The organism is Escherichia sp. Marseille-Q3837 (genome assembly GCF_916618735.1).
Lineage (GTDB): Bacteria > Pseudomonadota > Gammaproteobacteria > Enterobacterales > Enterobacteriaceae > Escherichia > Escherichia ruysiae.
Genome location: NZ_CAKAKC010000001.1, coordinates 3,654,933 through 3,667,094, shown reverse-complemented (window position 1 = coordinate 3,667,094; position 12,162 = coordinate 3,654,933). Strand labels below are relative to the sequence as shown.

General features: G+C 53.0%; 9 protein-coding genes. 8 read left to right on the top strand and 1 reads right to left on the bottom strand.

All coding sequences use genetic code 11. From position 1 onward, the window contains the following. Positions 1-21 precede the first annotated feature (21 nt). The 8 genes from flgE (at position 22) to flgL (ending at position 8,397) form a co-directional block, all read left to right on the top strand. On the top strand, positions 22-1,227 hold the full coding sequence (gene flgE, locus LG381_RS17780; RefSeq protein ID WP_000885864.1) for a flagellar hook protein FlgE: 1,206 nt from the start codon (positions 22-24) through the stop codon (positions 1,225-1,227). A gap of 19 nt (positions 1,228-1,246) precedes the next feature. Continuing rightward, positions 1,247-2,002: a flagellar basal-body rod protein FlgF gene (gene flgF, locus LG381_RS17775; protein WP_000349335.1), complete on the top strand. Its 756-nt coding sequence runs from the start codon at positions 1,247-1,249 to the stop codon at positions 2,000-2,002. A 137-nt stretch (positions 2,003-2,139) separates the two neighbouring features. After that, positions 2,140-2,922 (top strand): flagellar basal-body rod protein FlgG, encoded by a 783-nt coding sequence (gene flgG, locus LG381_RS17770; protein WP_000625837.1) that lies wholly within the window; start codon positions 2,140-2,142, stop codon positions 2,920-2,922. Between the two features lie 51 nt (positions 2,923-2,973). Continuing rightward, positions 2,974-3,672 carry a flagellar basal body L-ring protein FlgH gene (gene flgH / locus LG381_RS17765; protein WP_010345611.1) on the top strand — a complete coding sequence of 233 codons (699 nt, stop codon included), beginning with the start codon at positions 2,974-2,976 and terminating at the stop codon, positions 3,670-3,672. 11 nt (positions 3,673-3,683) lie between these two features. Next, a complete protein-coding gene (gene flgI, locus LG381_RS17760; RefSeq protein WP_225762712.1) occupies positions 3,684-4,781 on the top strand; it encodes a flagellar basal body P-ring protein FlgI in 1,098 nt (365 codons plus the stop codon). Next, positions 4,781-5,722 (top strand): flagellar assembly peptidoglycan hydrolase FlgJ, encoded by a 942-nt coding sequence (gene flgJ, locus LG381_RS17755; protein WP_225762711.1) that lies wholly within the window; start codon positions 4,781-4,783, stop codon positions 5,720-5,722. Before flgI ends, flgJ begins: the two co-directional genes overlap by 1 nt. A gap of 65 nt (positions 5,723-5,787) precedes the next feature. Next, complete coding sequence (flgK, locus tag LG381_RS17750; RefSeq protein WP_225762710.1) at positions 5,788-7,431, top strand: flagellar hook-associated protein FlgK; 1,644 nt, start codon at positions 5,788-5,790, stop codon at positions 7,429-7,431. 12 nt (positions 7,432-7,443) lie between these two features. Continuing rightward, positions 7,444-8,397, top strand: a complete 954-nt coding sequence (flgL, locus tag LG381_RS17745; protein ID WP_225762709.1) for a flagellar hook-associated protein FlgL — start codon at positions 7,444-7,446, stop codon at positions 8,395-8,397. 195 nt (positions 8,398-8,592) lie between these two features. On the opposite strand, the gene rne is transcribed toward flgL, so the two are convergent. Continuing rightward, positions 8,593-11,778: a ribonuclease E gene (gene rne, locus LG381_RS17740; RefSeq protein WP_085460620.1), complete on the bottom strand. Its 3,186-nt coding sequence runs from the start codon at positions 11,776-11,778 to the stop codon at positions 8,593-8,595. Positions 11,779-12,162 lie beyond the last annotated feature (384 nt).

Genomic DNA, 12,162 nt, shown 5'->3' with positions numbered 1-12,162 from the left:
TTCACATTTCAGGAGTCAGTCATGGCCTTTTCTCAAGCGGTAAGCGGATTAAACGCTGCCGCCACCAACCTCGATGTCATTGGCAACAATATCGCCAACTCCGCCACCTATGGCTTTAAATCCGGCACGGCTTCATTTGCTGATATGTTCGCGGGTTCTAAAGTGGGACTGGGAGTAAAAGTTGCTGGCATCACCCAGGATTTTACCGATGGCACGACCACCAATACCGGACGTGGTCTTGACGTTGCTATCAGCCAGAACGGTTTTTTTCGCCTGGTAGACAGCAACGGCTCGGTGTTTTATAGCCGTAACGGGCAATTCAAACTCGATGAAAACCGCAACCTGGTGAATATGCAAGGTTTACAGTTGACAGGTTATCCGGCAACCGGCACGCCGCCGACCATTCAGCAAGGGGCGAATCCGACCAATATTTCGATTCCAAATACCCTGATGGCGGCAAAAACCACCACCACGGCGTCGATGCAGATCAACCTGAACTCCAGTGATCCGCTTCCGTCGGTGACTACCTTTGATGCCAGTAATGCGGATAGCTATAACAAAAAAGGCTCGGTGACTGTTTTCGATAGTCAGGGGAATGCTCATGACATGAGCGTCTACTTTGTGAAGACCGGGGATAATAACTGGGATGTTTATACCCAGGACAGCAGTGATCCAACAGGCACAGCGAACCACGCAACGACGCTAGCGTTTAATGCCAATGGCATATTGACTTCGGGGGGGACAGCGAACATTACCACCGGCGCAATCAATGGCGCAGATCCTGCCTCATTCTCGTTAAGTTTCCTCAATTCTATGCAGCAAAACACCGGCGCAAACAACATTGTGGCAACCACGCAGGATGGCTACAAACCTGGCGATTTGGTGAGCTATCAAATCAACGATGACGGCACGGTAGTCGGTAACTATTCCAACGAACAAACCCAGTTGCTGGGGCAGATTGTGCTGGCAAACTTCGCTAACAACGAAGGGCTGGCTTCCGAAGGCGATAACGTCTGGTCTGCGACGCAATCTTCTGGTGTGGCGCTGCTGGGGACTGCCGGAACGGGTAATTTTGGCAGTCTGACCAACGGCGCGCTGGAAGCGTCCAACGTCGATCTCAGCAAAGAACTGGTCAATATGATTGTCGCCCAGCGTAACTATCAGTCCAATGCTCAGACCATCAAAACCCAGGATCAGATCCTTAACACGCTGGTTAACTTACGCTAATTGCTGACGGAATAGCTCAATGGATCACGCAATCTATACCGCAATGGGCGCCGCCAGCCAGACGCTGAATCAGCAGGCGGTGACCGCCAGTAATCTGGCAAATGCCTCGACACCGGGTTTTCGCGCGCAGTTAAACGCCTTACGTGCGGTGCCGGTGGAAGGGCTTTCTCTGCCCACGCGTACGCTGGTGACCGCGTCAACGCCGGGTGCAGACATGACTCCCGGCAAGATGGATTACACCTCGCGCCCGCTGGACGTCGCATTACAGCAGGACGGCTGGCTGGCCGTGCAGACTATTGACGGTAGCGAAGGGTATACGCGTAACGGCAGCATCCAGGTTGATCCCACCGGGCAACTGACGATTCAGGGGCATCCGGTGATTGGCGAGGCGGGACCGATTGCTGTACCGGAAGGGGCAGAAATCACGATTGCCGCCGATGGCACGATTTCGGCGCGGAATCCCGGCGATCCGGCAAATACCGTCGCGCCAGTGGGGCGTCTGAAACTGGTGAAAGCCACGGGTAGTGAAGTACAGCGTGGTGATGACGGTATTTTTCGTTTAAATGCGGAAAGCCAGGCAACGCGTGGCACGGTGCTGCAGGCTGACCCGACGTTGCGTGTGATGTCGGGCGTTCTGGAAGGCAGTAACGTCAATGCCGTTTCGGCAATGAGCGACATGATTGCCAGCGCGCGGCGTTTTGAAATGCAGATGAAGGTGATCAGCAGCGTCGATGATAACGCGGGGCGTGCCAATCAACTGCTGTCGATGAGTTAATTCAACGATTGATGACATTGCAATAAAAGCGCGCGGACTATTCCCTCGCCCCTTTGGGGAGAGGGTTAGGGTGAGGGGAAATTCACACTGTCGCGTGCTTTTGCTCTGCTTGTCAGCAATCCACCACAGGATATTTTATGATCAGTTCATTATGGATCGCCAAAACGGGTCTCGACGCCCAGCAAACCAATATGGACGTTATTGCCAACAACCTGGCAAACGTCAGCACCAACGGTTTTAAGCGCCAGCGGGCGGTGTTTGAAGATCTGCTTTATCAAACCATTCGCCAGCCTGGCGCACAGTCTTCCGAACAAACCACCTTACCATCCGGGTTACAAATTGGCACCGGTGTGCGTCCGGTCGCCACTGAACGTTTACACAGTCAGGGCAATCTGTCGCAAACCAATAACAGCAAAGATGTTGCCATCAAAGGGCAGGGTTTTTTCCAGGTCATGTTACCGGATGGCTCATCAGCCTATACCCGTGACGGCTCTTTCCAGGTGGATCAGAACGGGCAACTGGTGACGGCCGGTGGCTTTCAGGTGCAGCCAGCAATCACCATTCCGGCGAATGCGTTAAGTATCACCATTGGTCGTGATGGCGTGGTAAGCGTTACCCAGCAAGGTCAGGCGGCGCCGGTTCAGGTTGGGCAACTCAATCTCACTACCTTTATGAACGACACCGGGCTGGAGAGTATTGGTGAAAACCTTTACACCGAAACGCAATCCTCCGGCGCACCGAATGAAAGCACACCGGGTCTGAACGGTGCAGGACTGTTGTATCAAGGGTATGTTGAAACATCTAACGTCAACGTGGCGGAAGAACTGGTCAACATGATCCAGGTACAGCGCGCCTACGAAATCAACAGTAAAGCGGTATCCACTACCGATCAAATGCTGCAAAAACTGACGCAACTCTAAGGCATACCGGTGGGGACTCTCACCGGTTTACTGATTTTGAAGATGATAGCCATGCAAAAAAACGCTGTGCATACTTACGCCATTTCCAGCTTGTTGGTGCTTTCACTATCCGGCTGTGCCTGGATACCCTCCACGCCGCTGGTGCAGGGGGCGACCAGTGCACAGCCGGTTCCCGGCCCGACGCCCGTTGCCAACGGTTCAATTTTTCAGTCTGCCCAGCCGATTAACTATGGCTATCAACCGCTGTTTGAAGATCGCCGACCGCGCAATATTGGTGACACGCTGACCATTGTGTTGCAGGAGAACGTCAGCGCCAGCAAGAGTTCCTCTGCGAATGCCAGCCGTGACGGTAAAACTAATTTTGGCTTTGATACTGTGCCGCGCTATTTGCAGGGGCTGTTTGGTAACGCCCGCGCCGATGTCGATGCCTCTGGTGGCAATAGTTTCAACGGTAAAGGCGGTGCTAATGCCAGCAATACCTTTAGCGGCACATTAACAGTGACGGTCGATCAGGTGCTGGTCAACGGTAACCTGCATGTAGTGGGCGAAAAACAGATCGCCATTAATCAGGGCACTGAATTTATTCGCTTCTCTGGCGTGGTTAATCCACGCACTATCAGCGGCAGCAATACCGTACCGTCTACTCAGGTGGCGGATGCGCGTATTGAATACGTAGGCAATGGCTACATTAACGAAGCGCAAAATATGGGCTGGTTGCAGCGTTTCTTCCTTAACCTGTCGCCAATGTAAGTGAGGCTGTGGTGATTAAATTTCTCTCTGCATTAATTCTTCTACTGGTTACGACGGCGGCTCAGGCTGAGCGTATTCGCGATCTCACCAGTGTTCAGGGGGTAAGGCAAAACTCACTGATTGGCTATGGTCTGGTGGTGGGGCTGGATGGCACCGGTGACCAGACAACCCAGACGCCGTTTACCACACAAACGCTTAATAACATGCTCTCACAGCTGGGAATTACCGTTCCGACGGGCACCAATATGCAGCTAAAAAACGTCGCTGCAGTAATGGTGACGGCGTCGCTTCCGCCATTTGGTCGCCAGGGGCAAACCATCGACGTGGTGGTTTCTTCTATGGGGAACGCCAAAAGTCTGCGTGGCGGCACGTTGTTGATGACACCGCTTAAGGGCGTTGATAGCCAGGTGTATGCGCTGGCGCAGGGCAACATTCTGGTTGGCGGTGCGGGCGCATCGGCGGGGGGCAGCAGTGTCCAGGTTAACCAACTGAACGGCGGACGGATCACTAATGGTGCGATTATTGAGCGCGAATTGCCCAGCCAGTTTGGCGCTGGCAATACCCTCAATTTGCAGCTAAATGAGGAAGATTTCACCATGGCGCAGGAAATTGCCGATACCATCAACCGCACACGTGGATACGGTAACGCGACGGCGTTAGATGCGCGGACTATTCAGGTACGCGTGCCGAGTGGCAACAGTTCCCAGGTGCGTTTCCTTGCTGATATCCAGAATATGCAGGTTAATGTCATCCCGCAGGACGCCAAAGTGATTATTAACTCGCGTACTGGTTCAGTGGTGATGAATCGTGAAGTGACGCTGGACAGTTGCGCGGTAGCACAGGGGAATCTCTCGGTTACGGTAAATCGTCAGGTTAACGTGAGTCAACCAGACACACCGTTTGGTGGCGGGCAGACCGTTGTCACGCCACAAACCCAGATCGACTTACGCCAGAGCGGCGGTTCGCTGCAAAGCGTACGTTCTAGTGCCAGCCTCAATAACGTGGTGCGCGCGCTCAATGCGCTGGGCGCTACGCCGATGGATCTGATGTCCATACTGCAATCAATGCAAAGCGCGGGATGTCTGCGGGCAAAACTGGAAATCATCTGATGATTAGCGACAGCAAACTACTGGCAAGTGCCGCCTGGGATGCGCAATCGCTTAACGATCTGAAAGCGAAAGCGGGCGAAGATCCGGCGGCAAATATTCGTCCGGTTGCCCGCCAGGTGGAAGGGATGTTCGTGCAGATGATGCTGAAAAGTATGCGTGAAGCCCTACCGAAAGATGGCCTGTTCAGTAGTGAGCACACTCGCCTCTACACCAGTATGTATGACCAGCAGATTGCCCAACAGATGACGGCGGGCAAAGGTCTGGGACTGGCGGAGATGATGGTAAAACAGATGACGCCAGAACAACCACTGCCAGATGAAGCGACGCCAACGGCACCGATGAAATTCCCGCTCGAAACCGTGGTGCGTTATCAAAATCAGACACTCACGCAGCTTGTGCAAAAAGCCGTGCCACGTAACTACGATGATTCGCTGCCAGGTGACAGTAAAGCATTCCTCGCCCAACTCTCATTGCCCGCCCAACTGGCAAGCCAGCAAAGCGGTGTGCCACATCATCTGATCCTCGCCCAGGCCGCGCTGGAATCAGGCTGGGGTCAACGGCAAATTCGTCGTGAAAATGGTGAACCAAGCTATAACCTGTTTGGCGTCAAAGCCTCTGCCAACTGGAAAGGGGCGGTGACTGAAATTACCACTACCGAATATGAAAACGGCGAAGCGAGGAAAGTGAAGGCGAAGTTTCGGGTCTACAGCTCTTATCTTGAAGCATTGTCGGATTATGTAGGACTGTTAACGCGTAATCCGCGTTACGCTGCCGTGGCGACCGCCCCAAGCGCCGAGCAGGGCGCGCAGGCATTACAGGACGCGGGCTATGCTACCGATCCTCATTATGCCCGCAAACTCACCAAGATGATTCAACAGATGAAATCGGTAAGCGACAAGGTGAGTAAGACCTACAACATCAGTATCGATAATCTGTTCTGAACAACTCAAGTCCGGCGGGTCGCTGCCGATAATGCTCTGTAATTGAAAGCTTATAAGGAACCTCCATGTCCAGCTTGATCAATAACGCCATGAGCGGACTTAACGCGGCTCAGGCGGCGTTAAATACGGCGAGTAATAATATTTCCAGCTATAACGTTGCCGGATATACCCGTCAAACGACCATTATGGCGCAGGCCAATAGCACTCTGGGGGCAGGCGGCTGGGTTGGCAATGGCGTCTACGTTTCCGGCGTACAGCGTGAGTACGACGCCTTTATTACCAACCAGTTACGTGCGGCGCAGACCCAGAGTAGCGGCCTGACTTCCCGCTATGAACAGATGTCGAAAATCGACAATATGCTCTCTGGTAGCACCACGTCGCTGGCAACACAGATGCAGGACTTCTTCACCAGTCTGCAAACGCTGGTCAGCAACGCGGAAGATCCAGCAGCACGTCAGGCATTGATTGGTAAATCAGAAGGGCTGGTGAATCAGTTTAAAACCACCGATCAGTATCTGCGCGACCAGGACAAACAGGTCAATATCGCGATAGGTGCCAGCGTTGACCAGATCAACAATTTCGCTAAACAAATCGCCAGCCTGAACGATCAAATTTCACGCCTGACAGGTGTGGGGGCAGGGGCGTCACCCAACAATCTCCTGGATCAACGCGATCAACTGGTGAGTGAATTAAACCAGATTGTTGGTGTAGAAGTCAGCGTTCAGGATGGCGGCACTTATAACATCACGATGGCCAATGGTTACTCGCTGGTACAAGGTAGTACGGCGCGCCAGCTGGCGGCAGTACCGTCCAGCGCCGATCCTTCTCGTACCACTGTCGCTTATGTTGATGGGACAGTAGGCAATATTGAGATCCCGGAGAAGTTGCTGAATACCGGGTCGCTGGGCGGCATTCTGACATTCCGTTCTCAGGATCTTGACCAGACGCGCAATACGCTCGGGCAACTGGCGCTGGCATTTGCCGAGGCTTTCAATACCCAACATAACAAGGGATTTGATGCCAATGGTAAGGAAGGGCAGGATTTCTTTGCCATCGGTAAGCCGGCTGTACTGGAGAATACTAAAAACCAGGGTAACAGCGCGATTAGCGCCACAGTGACCGATGGCTCTGCCGTGCTGGCGACAGATTACAAAATCTCCTTTAGCAACGATCAGTGGCAGGTCACCCGCCTTGCCAGCAATACCACTTTTCCGGTGACGCCGGATGCTGACGGTAAAGTCACGTTTGATGGTCTGGAGTTGACGTTTACTGGCACACCAGTCGCTAACGACAGCTTTACGCTGAAACCGGTAAGCGATGCCATCGTCAATATGAACGTTTTAATCACCGACGAAGCAGAAATCGCCATGGCGAGTGATAAAACGGCTGGTGAGAGCGACAACCGCAATGGTCAGGCGCTGCTGGATTTGCAAAGCAACGGTAAAACGGTGGGCGGGGCGAAATCCTTTAACGACGCCTATGCCTCGTTGGTCAGCGACATCGGTAATAAAACCGCTACGTTGAAAACCAGCAGTACCACGCAAGGTAATGTGGTAACGCAACTTTCTAATCAGCAGCAATCTATTTCCGGCGTCAACCTCGACGAAGAGTACGGCAACCTGCAACGCTTTCAGCAGTATTACCTGGCGAATGCGCAGGTTTTGCAGACGGCGAACGCCATTTTTGATGCGCTGATTAACATTCGCTAAGGGAGAGAAAAAATGCGTTTCAGTACTCAAATGATGTACCAGCAGAACATGCGCGGTATCACCAGTTCTCAGGCGGAATGGATGAAGTACGGCGAACAGATGTCGACGGGTAAGCGAGTCGTTAACCCTTCAGATGATCCCATTGCTGCATCACAAGCCGTAGTGCTCTCACAAGCGCAGGCGCAAAACAGCCAGTACACGCTGGCGCGTACTTTCGCGACTCAAAAAGTATCACTGGAAGAGAGTGTGCTTAGCCAGGTGACCACTGCTATCCAGAATGCTCAGGAGAAAATTGTCTATGCCAGCAACGGCACCTTGAGTGACGATGACCGGGCATCGCTGGCAACGGATATTCAGGGGCTCCGTGACCAGTTGTTGAATCTGGCGAATACCACTGACGGTAACGGGCGCTACATTTTTGCGGGTTATAAAACAGAAACCGCGCCGTTTAGCGAAGAGAAAGGTAAATATGTCGGCGGAACAGAAAGTATTAAGCAACAGGTAGATGCTTCGCGTTCGATGGTGATAGGGCATACCGGCGACAAAATTTTTAATAGCATTACCAGTAATGCAGTAGCGGAACCAGACGGTAGCGATTCTGAAACCAATCTTTTTGCCATGCTGGATAGCGCCATCGCTGCGCTTAAAACACCGGTTGCGGATGGTGAAGCGGATCAAGAAACCTCCGCTGCGGCGTTAGATAAAACCAACCGTGGCCTGAAAAACTCGCTGAATAATGTGCTCACCGTACGCGCGGAATTAGGTACGCAGCTGAACGAGCTGGAGTCGCTGGATTCTTTAGGTAGCGATCGCGCTTTAGGCCAAACGCAGCAGATGAGTGATTTGGTTGATGTGGACTGGAACGCGACTATTTCATCTTACATCATGCAGCAAACAGCATTGCAGGCGTCGTACAAAGCGTTTACTGATATGCAGGGGTTATCGCTTTTCCAGCTCAACAAATAAGCACTTTTTCAAACATATCATGAAACTGGGTATGTTTTGTCTGCCTGCTCTGGGATCGCCGGGGCGGGCATTTTTTTTGCCTGATTTGAGTAGTTGGCTAGCAAGAATGCCATTTGATGAATTTGAATATGTTGATTCAAAGATGAAATAAAAAGCCCCGGCGGTTGCCAGGGCTTGATTACTTTGAGCTAATGATTACTCAACAGGTTGCGGACGCGCAGGAGCGGCAGAGGCATGATGCGTTGCCGTATGACCACCTGCGGCACCTTTACCTTCAAAGGCAAAAGTAGGGCGCTGCCAGTCACTGTGACGCGGTGCTTCCGGAACATATTCCGGTGCCGGAGCGCGTGTCATCGGTGCGGTAGCGTGGTTATGCTCAACGGTAATCTCAGGTTCAACAGCGGCTACCGTTTCAACTTCTGCTGCGACTTCAGCGACCACAGGTGCGGCAGGTTGAGCGACAACTTCAGGTTCGGCAACTACAACTTCGGCAGTTTCGGCAACTTCTTCAATATCTGCCGTCTCTTCCTGCGGTTCAACTACCGGTTCCGCGTGTTCTGCAACGTCCTGCGCTACAGCAACATCAGCCTCGGCAATCACCTGTGGCTGTTCAGTTACCGCTGCGGCAATCACTTCAGGATGCGTCGTTTCAACCACTTCCGGTTGCGCTTGTGCAACCGGAACCGGTGCTTCTATAGTTTCGGTCACTTCTTCAATAACCGGCGCGGCAACGACAGGTTCGACAGCGGCGGCGACAGGGACTTCAGTCACCATCGGCTGCATCTGTACTTCTTCCTGTTCGCGTTGCTCTTCAACCTGTACATCTTGCGGACGTACAACCGGATAGCGGATCCAGACTTTGCCAGAGGCCAGTTCCGGAGACGCACACGCTACGGTTAACGGCATTGGTGACTGAACCGGATAACGCTCGTCACGATAGCGACGACGACGCTGACCACTCACGCGCAGATGGCGAGGCGAGCGACGAGAACGACGCGGCATACCGCCGTTGTCACGGTTATCGACATTGTTCTCTTCTTGTTGTTCCGGCGCAGTTTGTGCAACGACTGGCAATGGTACTTTCACCAGTTCAGTACGTTGGGCAGACGCTTCCTGCATAACAGGTTCGGCGGCGACGGTTTCTTCAACCACCGGAGCGGCTACCACTTCTTCCGCAACGCTTTGCTCGTAACGCACTTTCTGATTTAGCTGGCGCTGTTTACGACGCGGTTGAACCGGACGTACACGCTCCTCCTGTTCTGTTTCCTGAACAGATTGCTCCTCAACATTCAGTGCCTTCGCTTCTTGTTGTACCTGACGTTTATCATCGTTGCGGCGACGACTACGCTCACGACGCGGTGTTTGCTGCTCGTCGGTGGTACGCGCTTTTTCTGTTACATCAGCCTGCTGACGGCTCTCACGCGTCTCGGCAGTTTGCTGCTGTGACTGGCGACGATTACGACGGTTTTCTTCGCGATTATCGCTACCCTCTGTACGTTCGCTACGCGTGTCGCGGCGTTCATTACGGTCACGGCGATTGTTCTGACGAGGCTTACGGCGATCCTGTTGACGTTCCGGTTTCGTTTCTGCTTTTGGTGCAGGTTGCTCGGTTGGTTTGGTTTCTTCACCACCGCTGAACAGCGATTTCAGGGCGCTGAAGAGACGGCTTAACAGGCCTGGTTGTGCAGGAGCAGCAGGTGTTGTCGGCGCGGCTTTAGGCGCTGTGGCTGCCGCAGGCGTTACAGGTTCTGCCGGGGCTGGAGCTGGTGGCACATCCGGCATGGCAAAAGTCGCCAGTGCAGGTTGTTCTGGACGTTTACGCTCCGCAAACTCTTCTTCTGACGGCAGCGCCATTGCTTCTTCATGCAGCTTCGGCAGCATGTAGCTTAAGGTCGGCGTCTCTTCCCCTTTACGCACGCGCAGTACGTGGTAGTGCGGGGTTTCCATCTGATCGTTTGGTACAATCACACAGCGCACGCCGTCCTGACGGGTTTCAATTGCATTTACCGCAGAACGTTTTTCGTTCAGCAGGTAAGAGGCAATAGGGACAGGAACAATGGCGTGGACTTCCTGGGTGTTCTCTTTCAGGGCTTCTTCTTCAATCAAACGCAGAATAGAGAGCGACAGGGATTCATTATCACGCACGGTGCCAGTACCGGAGCAACGCGGGCAGACGTGATGGCTGGATTCACCCAGCGACGGGCTCAGGCGCTGACGGGACATCTCGAGCAGGCCAAAGCGAGAAATATGGCTGATTTGAATACGCGCACGATCCTGACGTACCGCTTCACGCAGACGGTTTTCCACCGCGCGCTGATGGCGTACAGGCGTCATGTCGATGAAGTCGATAACAATCAGACCGCCGAGGTCACGCAGGCGTAGCTGACGAGCAATCTCATCGGCTGCTTCCAGGTTAGTGTTAAATGCAGTTTCTTCGATATCGCCGCCGCGAGTTGCACGCGCGGAGTTGATGTCGATGGCGGTTAACGCTTCGGTGCTGTCGATAACAATGGAGCCACCAGACGGCAGACGGACTTCACGCTGGAAGGCGGACTCGATCTGCGATTCGATCTGGTAGTGGCTGAACAGGGGAATTTCACCCGTGTACAGTTTGATTTTGCTGCTGAAATCCGGGCGACCCAACGCGGCGATATGCTGACGCGCCAGTTCGAGTACTTTCGGATTATCGATAAGGATTTCGCCGATGTCCTGGCGTAAGTAATCGCGAAATGCGCGAACGATAACATTGCTCTCCTGATGGATCAGGAACGGAGCAGGGCGGCTTTCAGCGGCTTTTTTGATGGCTTCCCAGTGTTTCAGGCGGAAGCTTAAATCCCATTGCAGCGCCTCAGCAGATTTGCCGACGCCAGCGGTGCGCACGATAAGCCCCATGCCTTCCGGCAGTTCAAGGCTCGCCAGTGCTTCTTTTAATTCGGTACGGTCGTCGCCTTCGATACGGCGAGAAATGCCACCCGCGCGCGGGTTGTTCGGCATCAGAACCAGATAGCTACCCGCCAGGCTGATAAAGGTGGTCAGTGCCGCGCCTTTGTTGCCGCGCTCTTCTTTATCGATCTGAACAATGACTTCCTGACCTTCGCGTAACACATCTTTAATGTTAGGACGGCCATGAGCACTGTAATTAGCAGGGAAATATTCGCGGGCAATTTCTTTTAGTGGGAGGAAACCGTGACGTTCAGCGCCGTAATCAACAAAAGCAGCTTCCAGACTCGGTTCAATGCGGGTGATTTTACCTTTGTAGATGTTCGCCTTTTTCTGTTCATGCCCTGGACTTTCGATATCCAGATCATACAGACGCTGCCCATCTACAAGGGCAACGCGCAACTCTTCCTGCTGAGTTGCGTTGATTAACATTCTTTTCATCGTAACTTACTCATTATTCTTACATTGACGACTAAGCTGCGGGCAAAGTAACGCCTTTCCGGGTGTGAACCGATGGCCTCGTGTCTAGTCGCGTCGCCAACCTCACGGTTATCGTCAGCTCAAAGAGGCGCAGAGTGTCGGTTGCCCGTTTTTCATGCGGAAAAACAGCGCAATTATCAGAGAAACAGACTGGGTATTACTCTCCAGAAATATTTCCATCTACCGGTAAGGACTGCAACCCGCAGCCCGCTAACTGCCTGAAAGATCAATACGTCTTACGCCATTGCTGCGTTGATGATCGGTCGGGCAAAATGGGGTATTCCGTAAAATTTCTTGTTTTAACAAGGTTGGACACGGAAACGTTCTCATTATTCCACTGCAAGC

Excerpts from the sequence above, each read along its gene's own strand:
- flgE (WP_000885864.1), top strand. The coding sequence starts at position 22 with ATGGCCTTTTCTCAAGCGGTAAGCGGATTAAACGCTGCCGCCACCAAC.
- flgF (WP_000349335.1), top strand. The coding sequence starts at position 1,247 with ATGGATCACGCAATCTATACCGCAATGGGCGCCGCCAGCCAGACGCTG.
- flgG (WP_000625837.1), top strand. The coding sequence starts at position 2,140 with ATGATCAGTTCATTATGGATCGCCAAAACGGGTCTCGACGCCCAGCAA.
- flgH (WP_010345611.1), top strand. The coding sequence starts at position 2,974 with ATGCAAAAAAACGCTGTGCATACTTACGCCATTTCCAGCTTGTTGGTG.
- flgJ (WP_225762711.1), top strand. The coding sequence starts at position 4,781 with ATGATTAGCGACAGCAAACTACTGGCAAGTGCCGCCTGGGATGCGCAA.
- flgK (WP_225762710.1), top strand. The coding sequence starts at position 5,788 with ATGTCCAGCTTGATCAATAACGCCATGAGCGGACTTAACGCGGCTCAG.
- flgL (WP_225762709.1), top strand. The coding sequence starts at position 7,444 with ATGCGTTTCAGTACTCAAATGATGTACCAGCAGAACATGCGCGGTATC.
- rne (WP_085460620.1), bottom strand. The coding sequence starts at position 11,778 with ATGAAAAGAATGTTAATCAACGCAACTCAGCAGGAAGAGTTGCGCGTT.